This window comes from Nonomuraea sp. ATR24 (assembly GCF_041950485.1).
Taxonomy (GTDB): domain Bacteria; phylum Actinomycetota; class Actinomycetes; order Streptosporangiales; family Streptosporangiaceae; genus Nonomuraea; species Nonomuraea ceibae.
Genome location: NZ_JBGNUU010000001.1, coordinates 136,393 through 154,592, shown reverse-complemented (window position 1 = coordinate 154,592; position 18,200 = coordinate 136,393). Strand labels below are relative to the sequence as shown.

14 protein-coding genes are annotated in these 18,200 nt (G+C 72.5%); 4 read left to right on the top strand and 10 right to left on the bottom strand.

Translation table 11 applies throughout. The features are described 5' to 3' along the window. Positions 1 to 104: 104 nt before the first annotated feature. Both ACBI99_RS00720 and ACBI99_RS00715 read right to left on the bottom strand, forming a co-directional pair. Positions 105 to 2,444, bottom strand: coding sequence for a protein kinase (locus ACBI99_RS00720; RefSeq protein ID WP_375071424.1), 2,340 nt, complete (start codon positions 2,442 to 2,444; stop codon positions 105 to 107). A gap of 86 nt (positions 2,445 to 2,530) precedes the next feature. Further along, positions 2,531 to 3,169 carry a pyridoxamine 5'-phosphate oxidase family protein gene (locus ACBI99_RS00715; RefSeq protein WP_219517422.1) on the bottom strand — a complete coding sequence of 213 codons (639 nt, stop codon included), beginning with the start codon at positions 3,167 to 3,169 and terminating at the stop codon, positions 2,531 to 2,533. Between the two features lie 71 nt (positions 3,170 to 3,240). On the opposite strand from ACBI99_RS00715, the gene ACBI99_RS00710 reads away from it, so the two are divergent. Then, complete coding sequence (locus tag ACBI99_RS00710; protein ID WP_219517421.1) at positions 3,241 to 4,620, top strand: PLP-dependent aminotransferase family protein; 1,380 nt, start codon at positions 3,241 to 3,243, stop codon at positions 4,618 to 4,620. Here ACBI99_RS00710 and ACBI99_RS00705 read toward each other — a convergent pair. Both ACBI99_RS00705 and ACBI99_RS00700 read right to left on the bottom strand, forming a co-directional pair. Beyond that, positions 4,607 to 5,713: a DegT/DnrJ/EryC1/StrS family aminotransferase gene (locus tag ACBI99_RS00705; protein WP_219517420.1), complete on the bottom strand. Its 1,107-nt coding sequence runs from the start codon at positions 5,711 to 5,713 to the stop codon at positions 4,607 to 4,609. The genes ACBI99_RS00710 and ACBI99_RS00705 overlap by 14 nt on opposite strands. Continuing rightward, positions 5,710 to 6,792 carry a GNAT family N-acetyltransferase gene (locus tag ACBI99_RS00700; protein WP_219517418.1) on the bottom strand — a complete coding sequence of 361 codons (1,083 nt, stop codon included), beginning with the start codon at positions 6,790 to 6,792 and terminating at the stop codon, positions 5,710 to 5,712. Before ACBI99_RS00700 ends, ACBI99_RS00705 begins: the two co-directional genes overlap by 4 nt. 144 nt (positions 6,793 to 6,936) lie before the next feature. Between ACBI99_RS00700 and ACBI99_RS00695 the strand changes: the two genes are divergently transcribed. The 3 genes from ACBI99_RS00695 to ACBI99_RS00685 all read left to right on the top strand — a co-directional run bounded on the left by ACBI99_RS00695 (position 6,937) and on the right by ACBI99_RS00685 (position 10,204). Next, the gene (locus tag ACBI99_RS00695) at positions 6,937 to 7,968 is read left to right on the top strand and encodes a phosphotransferase family protein (RefSeq protein WP_219517416.1); all 1,032 of its coding nucleotides are present in this window, start codon (positions 6,937 to 6,939) and stop codon (positions 7,966 to 7,968) included. Between the two features lie 7 nt (positions 7,969 to 7,975). Then, the gene (locus ACBI99_RS00690) at positions 7,976 to 8,725 is read left to right on the top strand and encodes an SDR family oxidoreductase (protein WP_375071423.1); all 750 of its coding nucleotides are present in this window, start codon (positions 7,976 to 7,978) and stop codon (positions 8,723 to 8,725) included. An 87-nt stretch (positions 8,726 to 8,812) separates the two neighbouring features. Then, complete coding sequence (locus ACBI99_RS00685) at positions 8,813 to 10,204, top strand: xylan 1,4-beta-xylosidase (protein ID WP_308126174.1); 1,392 nt, start codon at positions 8,813 to 8,815, stop codon at positions 10,202 to 10,204. Here ACBI99_RS00685 and ACBI99_RS00680 read toward each other — a convergent pair. The 6 genes from ACBI99_RS00680 to ACBI99_RS00655 form a co-directional block, all read right to left on the bottom strand. After that, positions 10,161 to 11,285, bottom strand: a complete 1,125-nt coding sequence (locus ACBI99_RS00680) for a DUF418 domain-containing protein (RefSeq protein ID WP_375071422.1) — start codon at positions 11,283 to 11,285, stop codon at positions 10,161 to 10,163. The genes ACBI99_RS00685 and ACBI99_RS00680 overlap by 44 nt on opposite strands. A gap of 138 nt (positions 11,286 to 11,423) precedes the next feature. Next, positions 11,424 to 14,174 carry a hypothetical protein gene (locus ACBI99_RS00675; protein WP_375071421.1) on the bottom strand — a complete coding sequence of 917 codons (2,751 nt, stop codon included), beginning with the start codon at positions 14,172 to 14,174 and terminating at the stop codon, positions 11,424 to 11,426. A 92-nt stretch (positions 14,175 to 14,266) separates the two neighbouring features. Further along, positions 14,267 to 15,586 (bottom strand): lipopolysaccharide biosynthesis protein, encoded by a 1,320-nt coding sequence (locus tag ACBI99_RS00670; RefSeq protein ID WP_375071420.1) that lies wholly within the window; start codon positions 15,584 to 15,586, stop codon positions 14,267 to 14,269. Continuing rightward, on the bottom strand, positions 15,579 to 16,382 hold the full coding sequence (locus tag ACBI99_RS00665; RefSeq protein WP_364174370.1) for a polysaccharide deacetylase family protein: 804 nt from the start codon (positions 16,380 to 16,382) through the stop codon (positions 15,579 to 15,581). Before ACBI99_RS00665 ends, ACBI99_RS00670 begins: the two co-directional genes overlap by 8 nt. After that, positions 16,379 to 17,320: a glycosyltransferase family 2 protein gene (locus tag ACBI99_RS00660; protein ID WP_219517406.1), complete on the bottom strand. Its 942-nt coding sequence runs from the start codon at positions 17,318 to 17,320 to the stop codon at positions 16,379 to 16,381. The genes ACBI99_RS00665 and ACBI99_RS00660 overlap by 4 nt, the downstream gene beginning before the upstream one ends. Before the next feature lie 24 nt (positions 17,321 to 17,344). Continuing rightward, the gene (locus ACBI99_RS00655; protein WP_219517404.1) at positions 17,345 to 18,178 is read right to left on the bottom strand and encodes a glycosyltransferase family 2 protein; all 834 of its coding nucleotides are present in this window, start codon (positions 18,176 to 18,178) and stop codon (positions 17,345 to 17,347) included. Positions 18,179 to 18,200 lie beyond the last annotated feature (22 nt).

The window sequence follows — 18,200 nt, the reverse complement described above, 5'->3', positions numbered from 1 at the left end:
CCTCTGGAGTCTTCTGGGCCCCCACCCTTAACAGACGAGGCGTAGCTTAACGGCCCGGCACCTCACCAGGTCACCAGATATCCGTACATGGGGGTACATGCAGGTCAGCCGATGGTTCCCGGCCCCTCCGTCGGCTCCTCGGTGGGCTGCTCCGTGGGTTCCTCCGTCGGCTCCTCCGGCTCACACGCCGGGGTCCTGCCGCCGTCCACCGCCGTGCCGCTGCCCGCCTCCGGCTCGGTGGAGGCGCGCACCTGCCAGGCCGTCCCGCAGGGCACCTGCCCGAACGCCTGCCGCACGGTCCTGACGTACGACGTGTCGCCGGCCAGCTCCAGCACCTGGCTCCCGGCGACCCTGCCGCCGAGCTGGAACGTCACGGTCAGTCGGACCGGCCTGGCGTTCCCGGCGCCCACGGCGACCGTGGCCGTGGCCGTGCCGTCGCCGTAGGCGCTCCGTATGATCGAGACGCTCTTCACCTCCGGCGGGCAGGTCACGCGCGCGCGGGCGGACGCCGTCCGGCCGCCGGCGCGCACGAGCACCGAGACGGTGGAGCCGCACGGGCGGGCGCGGAAGGCGTAGGTGAGGTCGCGGGTGTACGAGGTCCGCCCCGACAGGGTCGCCGAGCGGTCGGCCACCTGGTCGCCGTCGACCGCGAAGGCGGCGGAGACGGGCACCTCGGCGGTGCCGCTGGTGGTCATGAGGAGGCGGGCGCGGGCGGTGGCGCCGTCCATGCGGAGCGTCGCCCGTAACGCGGTGACCTCGGTGGGGCAGGGCGGCACGCTGACCGTGGCCGACCGGGCGCCGCCGGGGGCGGCCGGGGTGGACGCGACGGTGAGCGTGACGTCCTGGCCGCACGGCCGCTCGGGGAAGGTGTGGCGCAGCGTGCGCGTGTAGGCGGTGTCGCCGCGCAGCCCCAGGCGTTCGACGTGCACGATCCGGCCGCCGGCGCGCCAGGTGGCCTCGACGGTGACGGTGGCGGCGCCGGTGGCGGCGAGCGTGAACGTCCCGGCGGCCGTCGCGCCGTCCACGGCGAGCCGCCCCACCCCGAGCCGCGACACCGAGGTCACGGGCGACGGGGTCGGGGTGACGGTGCGGGTCGGGGTGCGGGTCGGGGTGGGGGTGGCCGTCCGCGTGGCCGTGGCCGTGGGCGTCGCCGTGCGCGTCGGGGTCGGGCGGGACGTGCGGGTGGCGCTCGGTCCGGTGGTACGGGTGGCGCTCGGCCCGGCGGTGGCCGTGAACGGCGGGGTGGCGGTGGGCGGCGGGTCGGAGTCGGTGCCGCCGGGCGGGTCCCCGGTGTCCTCAGGGGCCCCGGTGTCCTCGGGGTCGGCGGTGTCCTCGGGCACGAGCTGGGGCGTGGTGCTCGGCGTGGGCGGGAGCGCGACGGGGACGCCGGACTCCGTGGGCGGCGCGGCGGCGACCGGCTCGAACGGCGTCGCCCGGTCCCGGTTGGCGATCACCAGCGCGGCCGACACGGCGACCAGGGCGGCCAGCGTCGCGCCCATCGCGGTCTTGGTGACGTGCCCGCGCACGCCGCGGAAGGTGGTGCGGGCCAGAGTGGTCGACACCTGCGGCTCGGCGGGCGGCGGCTCGGGCATGAGCACGGCGAGCAGCAGCACCAGCGCCGCCAGCCGCCGCCTGCCGCGCTCCTCCCAGTCGTCGCCGTAAGCCGCCGCCGCGACGGCCTCCAGCTCGGCCACGAACGCCTCGGCGCCGGCAGGCCGGGCGGCGGGGTCCTTGGCCAGCCCGCGCTCGACGAGCCCGCGCACCGGCTCGGGCGCGTCCTGGACCGGGATGGGCGCGTGCACGTGCTGGTAGCCGAGCACGACGGGCTCGGTGGACCGGTAGGGCCGCTGCCCGGTCAGGCACTCGAAGAACACCGCCGTGGCCGCGTACACGTCGGTCGCCGCCGAGGACGGCTCCCCGGCCCACAGCTCCGGCGCCATGTACGGCGGCGTGCCCTCGGGGCGGGAGAGCGTCCCCTCCCGGACGGCGATGCCGAAGTCGACGAGCTTGCTGACGCCGTCGTCGCGGACGATGACGTTCTCCGGCTTGTAGTCGCGGTGCACGAGCCCCGTCTCGTGCGCCCTGGCCAGGCCGAGGAGCGAGCCCTTGAGGACGACCAGCGCCGCCTCCGGCCCGGTGGCGCCGTGCTCGCGCAGCAGGGCGCGCAGCGACACGCCGTTGACCAGCTCCATGACGATGGCGGCGCCCTGCGGGTCCTGGATGTACTCCCACAGGGTTGCGATGTTCGGGTGGCGCAGCGTGGTCAGCGTGCGGGCCTCGGCCCGGAAGCGGGCGAGCGCCACCGGGTCGCGCCGCCAGCGGTCGGACAGGTACTTGACGGCGACGTGAATGCCCGTGTCGTCGTGCACGGCGAGGACGACCCGGCCGGCGGCGCCGGTGCCGAGTTGCCTGACTTCCGTATAACCAGGAGCTTCCCAGCCCATGTTGCCTCTCCCATCAGAGGCGGCCCACCTGATTGTGACGCACGATCGAGGCGATTGGTTTGCCGGATCGGTCCTGATTTATGGAACTACCTTCTGCCGCTGATGTGAACAGGTATGTCGATTCCCTCTGGAAGAGCCGGGTCGGGCACCGGCTCGCCCCACGTCGTCACGAGCGGCAGCACCCCGGCCCAGACGGGCAGCGCGTAGTCCTCCTCCTCGTCCGAGGGGGCGCCCCGGCGCATCTTGACCGACGCCTCCTCCAGCGAGAGCGCGAGCACGGCGGTGGCGGCCAGCTCCTTGCGCGTCGGCTGCCGCGTGTAGTCCCACTGGCCGGGGGCGAGCTGCTCGGTCAGGGCGCGCAGTCCGAGCAGCCGCTCGTCCTCGTCGGTCACCAGCCTGGCCCGGCCGTAGATCACGGCGGAGCGGTAGTTGACCGAGTGGTTGAAGGACGAGCGGGCCAGCACGATGCCGTCGAGGTGGGTGACCGTGACGCACACCTCGCTGCCCTCGCCCGCGCGCAGCGACCGGGCACCGGTGGAGCCGTGCAGGTAGAGGGTGTCGCCGACGCGCCCGTAGCCGGTGGGGATCACCATCGGGTGGCCGTCCACGACCACGCCCAGGTGGCACACGAGTCCGGTGTCGAGCACCTCGTACAGGTCGGCGCGGTCGTCGCTGCCGCGATGCTTCTCCCGGCCGAGCCGGGTGCGCGGGGTGGTGGAGAGCATGCTCCGAAGCTAGCGGGAAAGTGGACTTATCCTGTAGAGCCACTGTTTGCCGCTTCCCGGAGACCACTTGCGTGCGTACCCTCGTCGACCTGCCCGTATCGCTGTCCAGGGACGCCGCCGTGCCGCTCACGGCGCAGCTCGCGGCCTGGCTGCGTGACGCCATGCTGTCGGGGGCGCTCGCGCCGGGCGAGCGCCTGCCGTCCTCGCGCGGCCTGGCGGCGCAGCTCGACGTGAGCCGCACCGTGGTGACGGAGGCCTACCAGCAGCTCTACGCCGAGGGCTGGCTGGAGGGCCGCCACGGCTCGGGCACGTTCGTCGCCTCGCTGGAGACGCCGCGCCGCGCCGTCCCCGCGCCGCCCGCGCCACCGCCGCCGCCCGCCGTCGAGCCCGACGAGCGCACGATCAACCTCACGCCCGGCCACCCGTGGGTGCGCGACTACGACCGGGCCGCCTGGAAGCGCGCCTGGCGCCGGGCCGCCGAGCTGCCGCCCGGCGACTACCCCGACCCGTACGGGCTGCCGCACCTGAGGGAGCTGCTGGCCGCCCACCTGCGCCGCACCAGGGCGGTGGCCGTCGGCCCGGAGAACATCCTGGTCACCCGGGGCACCGGCAACGGGCTCGACCTGTGCGCGCTGGCCCTGCTCGGCCCCGGCACCAGGGCGGGCGTCGAGGACCCCGGCTATCGCACCGCGCGGGCCGTGTTCGCCGCCCGGGGCGCGGAGATCGTGCCGTGCCCGGTGGACGAGGACGGGGTGATCGTCGACGGGCTGCCCGACGGCCTGCGCGTCCTCTACACCACCCCGGCACACCAGTTCCCGCTCGGCGGCCGGCTGCCGATCCCGCGCCGGGAGCGGCTGCTTTCGTGGGCCGCGCGGACCGGCGCGACCGTCGTGGAGGACGACTACGACGCCGAGTTCCGCTACGACGTGGCCCCGCTGCCCGCCCTGTACGGGCTGGACCCGTCCCGGGTGGTGCTGCTCGGCACGCTGTCGAAGTCGCTGGCTCCCGACATCGGCGTCGGCTGGCTGGTGGCCGCGCCCGAGACCGTCGACCGGATCGCCCGGGCCCGGCGCGCCATCGCCGACCGCACCAGCGGCCCCGTCCAGCACGCGGTGGCCACGCTGCTCGAACGCGGCGACCTCGACCGGCACCTGCGCCGGATGCGCCTGGAGTACGCGCGCCGCCGCGCCGTCGTGGTGGAGGTCCTCGGCGCGGCCTGCCGGCTGCGCGGCGACACGGCCGGGCTGCACGTGCTGGCCGAGCTGCCGCCCGGCGCCGCCCCGGAGATCGTGGCGCGGGCCGCCGAGCGCGGCGTCCTGCTCGACACCGTCGCCCGCCACCACCACGGCGCCGAACGCCTGCACGGCCTGGTGATCGGGTACGGGTCGGCGTCGCTGCCCGACGTCAGGCGGGGCTGCCGGATCGTCGCGGACCTGATCAGGCGGGTGTGAGCCCGGCGACCACCGGCAGCGCGCGGGCGGCGTGGACCGGGTCGACCGGCAGCACGTGCCGCGCCCACCGGCGGGCCGGCCCCGGGTCGGGCGAGGGCTCGGTGAACGGCCCGGCGTAGTCGTCGTAGGGCGGGTCGTACAGGTAGCCGGTGGCCACGCCGCGCCGCTCCAGCGCGGCGATCGCCGCGTCGCGGTCGCGCACCAGCAGCGGCACGCGGAACAGCGGCCGGCCCGGGTCGTCGCGCACGGCCGGGGCGGCCGAGGGGAGCGCGGCCAGCAACTCGACGCCGGCCAGCCGCCTGGCCCGCTCGCGCGGCACCGCCGCCAGCCGCCTGCGCTGGTACCAGCGCGCCAGCGGCCCCCGCGCGGCACGGTAGTCGTGCAGGTCGGCGCGCACCCACGGGTCGAACGGCGGCAGCGACGGCGCCTGCGGCAGCGCCCGGGCCAGCGCCTCGGCCTCCAGTCGGATGCGGTAACCCTCACGCTCCTCCTGCAGCCCGAGCGCCCGCATCAGCCACAGCGCCGGGCGCACCAGGTCGAGCCGGAGCGCCGCCTGCCTGGCCATCGAGGTGGCCACCGCGAACAGCTCCGCCCGGAAGGAGCCGGGCTCCAGCAGCCGGTCGCGGGCGCGCTCCAGGGCCTTGAGGTCGGCGGCGTCCTCGACGGCCAGCACGCCGCCCGAGCCCGCGCCGGGATGCTTGGACAGGCTGAACACGCCCGCCTGCCCGAACGTGCCGAGCGGCCGGCCGCCGACGTCGGTCTCCATCGCGTGGGCCACGTCCTCCACCAGGATCTTCCCGGTGAACGCCGCCACCTGGTCGGGCAGCCCGTACAGGTTGGTGGTCAGGACCGCGTCGACGCGGGAGAGGTCGACCCGGGCGGCGTCGATGTTGCCGTCGCGCGGCGAGAGCGGCGCGATCACCGGGCGCAGCCCGGCCGCCAGCACGAGGAAGAGGATCTCGTCGGCCGAGATCGGCGACATGAGCAGCCGCTGGCCGGGCTCGCACCAGTGGCGTAACGCCAGGTAGAGGCCGAGCCGGTTGGAGGGGAGCAGCAGGCAGTGGCGGCCGGTGCGCTCGGCGATCGGCCTCATCCGGGAAGCGTGGCGCGCAGCCGCCCGTAGGTCTTGAGCGCCTTGTCAGCGGTCCTGAGCAGCACCGGGTTGGCCAGCACGGTGGCGCGGGCCTTGCGGGCGGGCACGCGCAGCATCCAGTGGACGCCGGCCGCCGGGACCGCCCGGGCGACGCGGCCCTCGCAGACGGACAGCTCGCCGGTCTTCAGCTTGTCCTTGTACTCCTTGTCGCCCCGGCCCATATCGATCGTCTGGATGCCGGTCTCGGCGGCCTTCTCGGCCATCGCCAGGTGGTGGATGAGGCCGGGGGAGTATTTGGCGAAGCGCGGGTCGTAGGCCGGGAACCAGCCGGCCAGCGTGGTGCGGGTGCGGATGCCGAAGTGGCCGGCCATCGGCTCGCCGTCGACGTAGACCATGTCGAGGACGCCGGCGAAGCTCTCGGTGCGGGTGGCCAGCAGCCGCTCGACCAGCTCGACGATCCACTGGTGGGCGAACCTGTCGGTGCGGCCGGTGCGCCGGTACTGGTCGGTCTTCCAGGCGAGCAGCGTGCGCAGCGGCTCCACGTCGGCGATGGCGTAGTCGTGGCGCACCTCGCCGATGTCGCGCCCCAGCTTGCGCGTCTTGGCCAGCGTGGACTTGTACGTCTTGCCGGAGTGGGCGCGCAGGTAGGCGGTGTAGGCGTCGAACCCGTCGCGCAGGCAGATCACCGGCGACGGGTAGGACTCGTGCCGCCTGCCGAGCAGCGGCTGGCCGGCGACGAGATGGTCGAACTCGTAGACCGACAGCCCGCACTGCGCCAGCAGCCACTGGGCGGGGATCAGGCAGTCCTTGGCGTGGATCATGCCCTGGGCGTCGGTCAGGCCGGCGGCCACCGGCTTGCCGATGCCCAGCGGGTGCCGCTCGAACGGGAAGAATCCCACGATGTCGGGCCCGTCGTGGATCACCGCGACCCGGACCCGGTCACGCAGCGCGCCGACCGTGATCGTGAACTCGGGCGACAGGAAGGGATTGTCGAAGGCGGCGTCGGCTTCCTGGAGGGTGCGCCAGCGGCTGACCTCGGTTGCTCCCAGCTCATCGGGGCGAACGATCGTGACGTGCATGGGCTCCTACTGTGGACATGCCTCGGTGGCAGACATGTTCTCCCAGGCTACGGGATGGGGGTCGTGCTCGCAGGCACGGGTCCGTAACGTTACGCAACTCTCATGTGTGGCGTTCGGCACCGAGTGACGTTCTAATAGTTGTCCATGACCGTACCTGGGATTGACCGGCCCCGGCTGTTCGCGTGGATGGGCAGGAACGTGCCCGACGCCGGCGAACCCCTGTCCGTCTCGCTGATCTCCGGCGGGCGGTCGAACCTGACCTACCTCGTCGAGACCCGGGAGCGCCGCGTGGTGCTGCGCCGGCCGCCGCTCGGCCACGTGCTGCCCACCGCCCACGACATGCGCCGCGAGTGGCGGGTCATCTCCGCGCTCGCCCCGACCCCGGTCCCGGTGCCCGAGCCGGTCGCGTTCTGCGCCGACGAGGACGTGGTCGGGGCGCCGTTCTACCTGATGGGGTACGTGGACGGCGCGGCGGTGCGCGGCCGGGACGAGCTCGGGGACACGGACCCGGCCGGGACCAGGAGGCTGGCCGGACGGCTGGCCGAGGTGCTGGCCGCCATCCACGCCGTGGACTACCGGGAGGCGGGCCTGGCGGACTTCGGCCGGCCCGACGGCTACCTGCCCCGGCAGCTCGACCGCTGGTGCCAGCAGTGGGAGCGGTCGAGGACCGCCGACCGGCCCGAGTTCGACCGGCTGGTGGCCCGGCTGCGCGAGCGGCTGCCGGCGCGCTCCGCCGGCACCCTCGTGCACGGCGACTACCGGCTGGACAACACGCTGGTACGGCTCGGCCCCGAGCCGGAGATCCTGGGCGTGGTGGACTGGGAGATGTCCACGCTCGGCGACCCGCTGGCCGACCTGGGGCTGACGCTGACCTACTGGCACGAGGCCGGGGACGAGGAGCGGGCGGGCATCCCGGTGGCGGGCGACGTCACGACGGCGCCGGGGTTCCTGAACGCCGCCGAGTTCGCCGCCCACTACGCCGAAGCCTCAGGCCGCGACATTGCAGATCTCGGGTTCTACGTGGCCTTCGGCAGCTTCAAGCTCGCCGTCATCGTGGAAGGCATCCACGCCCGCTTCCGCCAGGGCAAGACCGTGGGGGAGGGCTTCGACCGGATCGGCGCCGCCGTGCCCACCCTGATCGCCCGCGCGCACCGCATGCTCGACCAACCCGCATAGGAGAGCCATGAGCACAGTTGCACTGATCACCGGAGCCGCGAGCGGCATCGGGGCCTCGGTGGCCCGCAGGCTGGCGGCGGGCGGCGCCAAGTGCGTCCTCGTCGACCTCGACGGCGAGGGCGCGGAGCGGCTGGCCAAGGAGGTCGGCGGCGTCTGGCTGGCCGCCGACGTCAGCACCGAGCAGGCCTCGCACGACGCCGTCGAGCTGGCCGAGCGCACCTACGGCCGGCTCGACCTGGTCCACCTCAACGCCGGCGTCGCGGGCGGCCCCGACCTCGCCGCCTTCGACCTGGCGCGCTACCGCAGGATCGTCGGCGTGAACGTCGACGGCGTCGTCTTCGGCGCGGTGGCCGCCGTGCCGCTGCTCAGGCGCTCAGGCGGCGGAGCCATCGTGGTCACCGCCTCGCTGGCCGGGCTCGTCGGCTTCGACGGCGACCCCGTCTACACCATGACCAAGCACGCCGTCGTCGGCCTCGTCAGGGCGCTGGCCGGGCCGCTGGCCAGGGACGGCATCAGGATCGGCGCCGTCTGCCCCGGCTTCACCGACACCCCGCTCGTCGCCGGCGCCAAGGAGATGTTCGTCAACGCCGGATTCCCGCTGCTCACCGCCGACGACGTGGCCGCCGCCGTGGAGTCCGCCTTCTACGACGAGGAGCCCGGCACGCTCCTCGTCGTGCAGCCGGGCAGGGAACCGGTGTCGTACCGTTATGCCGGAGTTCCTGGACCCGCGACCGGGCAGCGGCCACCATCGTCCTGATTCGTCCACGCAGGCGGGCGGATACGGTGTAAAAAGGCCGGGCCGGAGCGCTCGGCCTTTTGGAACGTTGCGTGAGAGGTGGATTCCGTGATTCCGACGGACGGCCGACATGCCCGCAGGCGGTCCCCGTGGCCGATCGCCGTAGGAGCCGGGGTCCTCGCCGTCCTGCTCGTCGCCGGGATCATGGTGTACGCGGGCTCCCGCTCGTCGGGCGGCGACCCGGCCGTCCAGTTCAACGGCGAGATCGCCCAGCCGGCGCCCACCTCGCCCGCGCCCTCCCTCGACCCGCCGCCCGTCGTGCCCGACTGGCCCCGCTGGGGCGTCACCCACACCCAGTACAGCGCCGACAACGACAACGCCCGGGTGCAGGAGCAGGCCAAGCACATGCTCGGCCGCGTCCCGATGCTGCAGAACCAGCACATCATGGGCTGGGGCGCCAACAACCCCGAGCCCAGCCCCGGCCAGTACAACTTCCGGGACCTCGACCGGCGGCTCAAGCTCATGGCCGACTCGCAGGCCATCCCCGTCATCACGCTGTGCTGCGCCCCCGACTGGATGAAGGGCGGGCAGCCCGGTCGCACCGACTGGAGCAAGAACCACACCGTCGCCCCCGACCCGGAGCACTTCGACGACTTCGCCAAGCTCGCCGCCCGGGTCGCCAAGCAGTACCCGACGGTCAAGCACTACCTGGTGTGGAACGAGTTCAAGGGCTTCTGGAACACCACCACCAACCGGTGGGACGCCGAGGGCTACACCGAGCTCTACAACAAGGTCTACGACGCGCTGAAGAAGGTCGACAGCGAGATCCAGGTCGGCGGCCCGTACGTGCCGATCGAGACCACCGCGCGCGGCGTCTCCGAGCTGTCGGGCCCCTACGGCGTGGTGGACCAGCGCGCGCTCGACGCCATCGAGTACTGGATCGAGCACAAGAAGGGCGCCGACTTCATCGTCGTCGACGGCGGCACGATGACGACCGACGGCGGCAACATCCCCGACGACTTCGGCGCCACCGGCAAGTTCGGCGCGATCACCCAGTGGCTGCGGCAGAAGAGCGGCAACCTGCCCGTGTGGTGGGCCGAGTGGTACGTCGAGCCGGAGGACTCCGGCTGGAGCGAGGAGCGGCGCACCGCCGTGCAGGCCACCGCGATGATGGAGTTCGCCAGGAGCGGCGCCACCACGGCCCTCTACTGGAACCCGCAGGCCAAGGGCGGAGCCGAGTGCCCCGGCTGCCTGTGGACCCCCGGGCGCGGCCAGGAGATGCCGATGGCCGGGCTGCTGAGCGGGTTCACCCGGTGGTTCCCCGCCGGGGTCGAGCTGCAGCAGGTGCCGAGCTCCGACCCGCGCGTCAGGGTGCTGGCCCAGCCGCGCCAGCTCGTCATGGTCAACACCTCCGACGCCGACGTGACCGCCACGGTCGACGGCAGGCAGGTGACGCTCAAACCGTACGAGATCCAGTGGAGCGGCCGGGGCGGGACCTGACCCCGGCGCCGCCGTACGTGAGCCGGCGCAGCAGCCACTCCGCCGGGCCGTAGCGGTGCGCCCGCAGCCACCGGCGGCTGACGACGACCTGCGCGGCGAAGACGGCGGCGGCGATCGCCACCTGGAGCGGCGGGCCCACCCGGTCGACCAGGGCGAGCCCGTACCCGGTGAAGATCAGCGAGCACACCAGCGACTGCGCCAGGTAGTTCGTCAGCGCCATGCGCCCGGCCCAGGCCAGCGCGCGGCCCAGGCGCGGCAGCAGGGGCAGCAGCCGCAGCAGCGTGGCCCCGTAGGCGGCGGCCAGCAGGGGAGCGGTGAGCAGCGTGGCGGCCTCGCCGGCGAAGCGGTGCACCGGGCCGTCCCAGACCGACATCGCGGCCACCACCGCGCCCGCCAGGCCCACCGGGAACCCGATCCACTGCACGCGCCGCAGCGTCGCCGTGCGCGGCCCGGAGCCGGCCAGCAGGCCCGCCCGGCCCGCCGCCAGGCCGAGCAGGCAGGCGGCCAGCACGGCAGGCGCCTGGAAGAGCACCCGCCGGACGACGATCACCGACAGCTCGCGCAGGTGCTCGCCGACGATCTGGGCCGCCGACCCCGACAGCGACCGGTCGACCTCCGACGCCTGGGCGGGCGGGTGCTCGGCGACGCCCGGCAGGTCCACCCCGTGCGCGGCCAGCCACGCCAGCGCCAGGAAGCCCAGCGCGAGCAGGCCGGTCAGCGCCGCCGACAGGGCCAGCGCCGTCCTGATCCGGATCCGGCGCAGCAGGAGCAGCGCCACCCCCACCACCGCGTACGTGGTCAGGATGTCGCCGGGGAACAGCAGCACCGCGTGCGCCGCGCCGATCAGGAACAGCCCCGCCAGCCGCCGCAGGAACATCGGCGTGAACGCCAGCCCCCGCCCGGCCGCCGACCCGATCTGCAGGGTCAGGCTGTAGCCGAACAGGAACGAGAACAGCAGGTAGAACTTGTTCTCCACGAGCAGCGTGACGCCCCACCGCACCGCCCAGTCGGCGGCGCCGTCGAAGCCCGGCTCCGCCAGCCCGGCCATCCGGTAACCCGAGGCCAGGAAGGCGATGTTCACCACGAGGATGCCCAGCAGGGCGAAACCCCGCAGGGCGTCAATCGCCGCGATCCGTGACGTTCCCTGATTGATGCGAAATGTCCCCTGAAAAACCATCAGGGGACATCATCGCGCACAACCTACGAGTTTCCTGTGAATTCAGTTGATTCCTGCGATGTAAATGAAGCGTTCGACGACCACGCCCACCGCCACCACGAACGTCGGCACCGCCACCCACAGCAGCCACCTGCGCGCCCGCGGAGCCCGCCGCGCGCCGTTCAGCCGGATCACCTCGTAGCCGAACAGCGCCGCCCAGCTCACCGCCAGCGCCCCGACCCCGATCGGGGTCCACGGCGAGGTCGGCTCCCCGCGGCCCTGCCACGGCCGAGGCTCCGGGATCTCCGTGCCCCGGACGAACTTGCCCCACGTGTAGAGGGCGGCGTCCTCGTTCGCGTAGACCCGCTTCAGATCCGGCGAGGCGTCCAGCGCCGCCCGGAACCGCTCCCCCCAGTCGGCCGGGAAGCCGTCGTTGAGCTGCAGATAGCTGACCTGGCCCTTGCTGACCACCAGATACGTGTTACGCGGGCTCTCCGGCCCCGGCCGCAGCCGGTCGACCACGTCCTTGATGTTGGCCGGGTCCTTGTGCACCAGCGCCTGGCCGGCGAAGTTGACCAGCTCGATGTCGCGCTCGCCCCACGGCAGCGTCGGCGTGACCTCTGGCCCCTCCTTCGGCACCAGGTAGACCACCCGCGCGCTCGGCTTGTCGTGCTCGTACACGTAGTGCATCGCCGCGACCTCGCCCGAGGTCACCCGCTCGAACTTCTCGTTGCCGTAGCGCGCCACCAGGAACGCCATCGAGAACATCACCGCGAAGCAGGCCGCCAGGACCAGCGACACCTTCTTCGTCAGCTCCGGGTTGAACCTCACGTTCAGCCTGCGCACGGGGACGGTCTCCTCGCGCACGTCGGCGCTGTCGGCCGGCAGGTTCGGGAAGAACGCGTACGCCGCCAGCAGACACGCACCCGGCAGCGCGAACATGTAGATGCGCAGCCCGATCTCGCCGCCGTAGCTCTGCAACGCCAGCGCCAGCACCGGCACGCAGAGCAGGATCAGCGCCGCCCGGTCGAACACCCCGCGCCGCAGCCGCCGCAGCAGGCCCACCGCCGCCAGCGCCAGGATCACCACCAGGATGCCCAGCCGCGCCTGCAGCACCATCGCGTGCAGCTCGTCGCTGCCCTCGATCCGGTCGCCCGTGTTGCGCTGCAGGTTGGACACGATGTCGCCCAGGCCGCCGAAGATCGCGTCGATCTGCCCGGCCCAGAAGCCCACCGTCTGGTAGCTGATCCACGCCAGCACCACCAGCCCGAGCCCGAACGGCAGCGCCCACGTCAGCGTCGTCCGCTTGAACAGCAGGAACGCGGTCAGCACGCCCAGCATCATGAACGGCGTGATCTGGTGCGACGCCGTCGCCGCCGCGAACAGCGCCACCATCAGCATGAGCATCAGCAGCTTGTCCGCGCGGAACATGCCGGTGTTGGCGAGCTCGCCCGGCGTCATCGCGTCCAGCCGCCCCAGCAGCCTGCGCAGCCCCTTGGCCGGCACCGGCTTCGTCCGCGGCTCCACCCGCCCGAACCAGCGCAGCAGGATCGCCACGAACACCAGATAGAGCGCGAACGTGAAGCCCTGGGGCGAGAAGTAGTCCTGCCCGATCCACTGCACGAGCACGAACAGCAGCGCCGCGAACCAGCGCGCCCGCGTCGTCGCCACCACCTGGCGCAGGATCAGCACGAACGGCAGCAGGTAGAGCAGGTTCGACAGCAGCGGCGTCCAGTTGAGAATGGGCGACAGATCGGTGATCCCCGCCGTCTTCGTCACGAACGCGAACAACGCGAAGAAGCCCGGCCAGCCCATCCGGCCGTCGATGCTGATCGCCGTGTCGCCGGTTCTCGCGATGAAGTCCACGAAACCGGCATGGATGTACGCGGTCGGGAAGCGTGGCTCCTCGGCCACCAGCGCCCCGGCCCCGTGCAACGCGAACGTGATCGCCGCGATCTGGAAGAGCAACAGGAACTTGCGGTCGGTGCTCTGCGCCACCGTGACGAAGAACGACACGATCATGATCAGGATCGCCGCGAACGCGCTGACCGGCAACGCCGAGATGAGGCCCAGGCCGTTGATGTCCGCCGGGTCGACGCCGCGCAGCGGCCCCGGGCTGACCTTGAGGGCCAGCACGTACATGAGGAGACCTTCGAGCACCAGCACGACCGGCAGCCACTTCGGCGCGCCGGCCACCAGGGCCGCCAGCCGCGACGCCCTCGGCGGGGGCGCGGCCTGACGGACCGGCCCGGGCGCGACCGCCTGCACGGCGGTGGCGGCCTCCACGGGCTCGGCGACCACCCGCTCGAACGGAGCCGTCTCCCCGACATCCACCTCCTCGGGGGCCCCGACCTCCGTGGCGACGTCGACCTGCTCAGAGACGGCGCCCTCCACGGCGGCATCGGACCCCTCGGCGGCGTCGGCCTCCACGGCGGCGGCGGGCTCCTCAGCGGTCCCGACCTCTTCAGAGGCGTCGGCCTCTCCGGAGGTGGTGGTCTCCTCGGGCTTGGTGTCGTCGGCCTCTTCCTCCGTGGGCTGGGGCACCGGGAGGGAGGGGAGCGTGTCGGTCTCCGACGGCGGCGTGGCCGGGGGGCCGCCTATGCGCAGGGTGCTCGGCGTGGTGGGGATGCGGAAGGCGGCGGTGATCTTCACCGCGTCGTCGCCCACCGCGTCCGGGTCCGCCTCCGAGTCCGCGCCCGAGTCGGCGTCCGGGGAGGGGGCCGGGGGCGTGTCGGTCTTCGCGTCCGGGGCCGCCTGCAGGGAGGCGGGGTCCAGGCGCGGGATGACCCCCGTCGCCTCCGGATCGAAAGGCACCTCCTGCTCCTCTCCCGTGTCCCCCCGCACACCGGAAGAGCCGGTGGTCCCCGCTGTCATGCCATCGCCGTCCCGTTGCCTCACGTTGACCATCATGGAGCCCCGGGCGACCCGTGAGCGACGCTCGCGTGTCGTATTTCGTCGTATTTGAGAATTTTACGTAGCTTTCCGAAGATCAAAAGTGCGACCACCGTCTGGCTGAGCAGCATCCCGTACCCCACCGCGTTGACGCCCGCGAACGGGAACAGCGCCAGGATGGACGCCAGCACCAGCCCCGCCAGCCCGATCTGCACGGCGGCGAGCTTGCGCGCCTCGCTCTGGGCGCGCAGCCCGCTCAGATAGACCTCGATCAGCACCCGGGGCAGCACCGCCAGCGCCATCAGCCGCAGCAGCAGCGTGCCCTCGTCGGCGAACTTGGCCCCGAAGACCTGGAGGATGAGCGGCGCCGCCACGACGGCCACCACGATGATCGGCACGATGATGGTCAGCGCACGCCGCAACGCGTTGCGGCAGTTGGCCGCGAGCCTGGACCGGTCGAACGAGCCCTCGACGGTCAGCGACACGGCCATGTTCATGGCCAGCAGCTCGATCATGCAGCCGAGCGTGTGCGCCATCGAGAAGCGCCCGAACACGGCCTCGCCGACCTGCGTGGCGACGACCACGGGCACCAGGTAGACGATCGCCAGCACCGACAGCGTGCCGGGGAAGTCGCCCGCCAGGAACCGCCCGACCTCGCGCAGCCTCGGCGCCTCGCGGTGCACGCCGGCGGTCTGCCTGACGTGCCGGGGCACCACCACGCCGAAGATCAGCCAGTTGATCGGGATCAGCGCGATCGCGGTGGGCACGATCCACGAGACGAAGATGCCGCCGTCGGGCAGCGCCCCCGCCAGGGTGACCAGCAGCCCCATCTTGACCAGGCCGAAGACGAGGTTGTTGAACGGCACCCAGGTGGCGTTGCGCAGCCCGGTCAGCACCACGTCCTGGAGGGTGAAGACCGCCCACACCACGACGGCCGCGAGGAAGAACAGCCCGGGGCCGAACCCGGCGAGCACCGAGTACGTCTCGCCCCACAGCGGCAGCGTCAGCAGGAAGCCGACGGCGGCCGCGCCACCGGTGGCGGCGGCGATCCCGTACCCGCGCAGGATGAGCTCGGGCGTGCGGCGGCCCGCCACCGGCAGGAAGCGCGCGAACGCGCCCACCAGGCCGAGCGCGGTCAGCGACGCGAACAGCCGCATCAGCGTGATCACCGCCTGGCCGCGGCCGAACTCCTCCTCGGAGAAGTAGTGCGCAGCCAGCAGCCAGTAGCCCGCGCCGAGCACCGCGGTGATGCCCGTGTTGGCCATCAGCGCGTAGCCGTTCCTGAACAGGGGGTTGCGGAGGTCGCGCAGCAGCCTCCGCCAGAGGCTAGACATTGCCGCGGACCCGTCGCAGCCCGTAGCGGGTGCGCCTGACCACCGCGTAGCCCTTGGTCAGGATGCGTTCGCGCAGGTAGATCAGGGGCACGCCGGTGCCTTCGACCGCCCGCTTGAACATGCCGATCGTGGTGTGCCTGGCGACGGTCAGCCGGGGGATGGCGAGCATGTCGTGCCGGTCGGCGGCGATCGTGTTGCCGACGGCGCAGGCGGCGAAGTAGCCGGCCTTGCGCACCTCCCGGCGCACGCGGGCGCTGGAGTAGCCGTAGGGGTAGGCCATGGTGGCCACGGGCGTGCCGAGCGTGTCCTCCAGCAGGCCCTTGTTGCGCCGCAGCTCCTGGCGGAGCTGTTCGGTGGGGAGCTGGTCGAGCTGCGGGTGGCTGTGGCTGTGGCCGCCGATCTCGATGCCGCTCTGCGCGGCCTCGCGGGCCTGGCCCCAGCTGAGCATGTCGTCCAGCGGCCGGCCCGCCGCGTCGTCACCGGCGTCGGCCACCCAGCCGCTGGTCAGGAAGACCGTGGCGGGGTGGCCGTACTTGTCGAGCAGCGGCAGCGCGCGGCTGTGGAAGTCGGCGTAGCCGTCGTCGAAGGTGAGCACGACGGGCTTGGCGGGCAGCGAGCGCCCGTTGTTCTTGTTCAGCGAGGCGACGAGGTCGCCCAGCGTGAGCGGGGTGAACCCGGCCTCCGACAGGTAGGCGAGCTGCTCGTCCAGGTCGCCGGGGCGTACGGAGTGCGGCCGGGTCTCGTCGTTGGGCCGGTCGTTGACCGAGTGGTACATCAGGATCGGCACCCGGATCATGACCGCACCGCCTTCAGCCGTACCGAGCCCACCAGGTATCCCCAGGCCGTCCAGGCGAGGCCGACGACGATGGCGCCGGCCCTGCCGAGGCCGCCAGGGTCGCCCTTGACGGCCTCGCCGAGGCCGCGCAGCGCGCCGAGCGGCAGCGTCCTGAGCGCGTGCGCCCGTTCGCTGGACAGCCCGTCCTGGGTGCCGACCTCCTGCGTGACCAGGGCCTTCGACAGCCCTTCGGCGTAGCAGCGGGAGCGGAAATAGGCGAACCGCTCCCGTTGCCTGGACACCTTGTGCCCGATGAGCGCCTTCGGCTCGTACAGCATGATCGAGCCGGGCCGGCGCTGGCTCAGGCGGATGCAGAACTCGGTCTCCTCGCACCCCAGGGGGCGCGACTTGCGGCCCTGTACGCGGCGCCCGATGCCGCTGTGGAACCCGCCCACCTCGGACACCACCGTGCGCAGGAAGGCCGCGTTTCCTCCCATGACATTGCGGATCGGCGCCCGTACCGCGGGCATGCCGCGGTACGTGCAGCCGACCGTCCAGTCGAACTCCTGCGGGAACCAGCGCGGCCTGCGCTGGGACGCCCAGATGGGTTCGGTGCGACCGCCCACGCCGACGACTCCGGGATCCTGGAAGCCCTCCTCCAAAGCCTCCAGCCACCCGGGATCGGCGACCGCGTCGTCGTCGAGGAACGCGACGATGTCACCGGTGGCCGTGGCCACCCCGGTGTTCTTGCCGCCGGACAGCCCCTGCTCGTGCGTGTTCTCCACGACGATCGCGTCGGGATAGGCGCGCTTGAGCTTGAGGTGCAGGTCCGGATTGTGATCGACGACCAGGATCAGCTCGTGTGGGCGGCGGCTCTGCTGCTCCACCGACTCGACGGCCTGCCTGATGTCCTCCCAGCGGTCCTCGGTGTAGACGCAGATGACGACAGACGTGTTCACGACGAATCCTTCAGGCGCTCAGGCTTACGCGACGCCCCGGTCGGCGGCGGGCTTCCTGGCGGGTTCGGGGCGGGGCGGGGCGGGCTGGCGGCGCCATTCGCTCAGGATGGTCCTGAGCACCCGCAACCCGTCGCGTACGACGTGCAGGTTGCTCTCGCCGTGGATGCGGTTGCGCTCGTGGCTGGGCACCTCGTGCACCTTGAGCCCGGCCTTGGCGGCGCGGATGTTCATCAGCGTCTCCACCTCGAAGCCGTCGCAGTCGAGGTCGAGCACGTCGAGGTGCCTGGCCCAGAAGGCGTTGTAGCCGTAGCACAGGTCGGTGTAGGAGGTGCCGTACATCCGGTTGACGATCCCGGTGAGGATCTTGTTGCCGAGGCGGCGGTTGAAGGTGAGGTCGTCGCTGCCGCCGCCGGCGGCGTAGCGCGAGCCCTTGACGAAGTCGGCGCCCGTCACCAGCGCGCCGACGAACTGGATGATCTCGTGCCCGTCGGTGGAGCCGTCGGCGTCGATCATCACGATGATGTCGCCGGTGCACGCGGCGAACCCGGCGGCCAGGGCGTCGCCCTTGCCCTTGCCGGTCTGCGTTACGATCTTCACATTGGGCCGCAGGCGGCGGGCCACCGCGACGGTGTCGTCGACGGAGTTGCCGTCGACGAGCACGATCTCGTCGATCCACTGCGGCAGGGTGGCGAACACGTGGGGCAGGTTCTCCGCCTCGTTCATCGCCGGCACCACGACACTCACCGTCGGTGAGATGGCCAGATGTGGTGTGACGGGAGTGAAGCGTTCGATAGGCGGCATCGATCGCAAAGGCGTGATCTGCGCCTTGCCGTTGGACTTGACGGACTCGGGACTCATGGCGAGGTTAATCCTTCCGGGA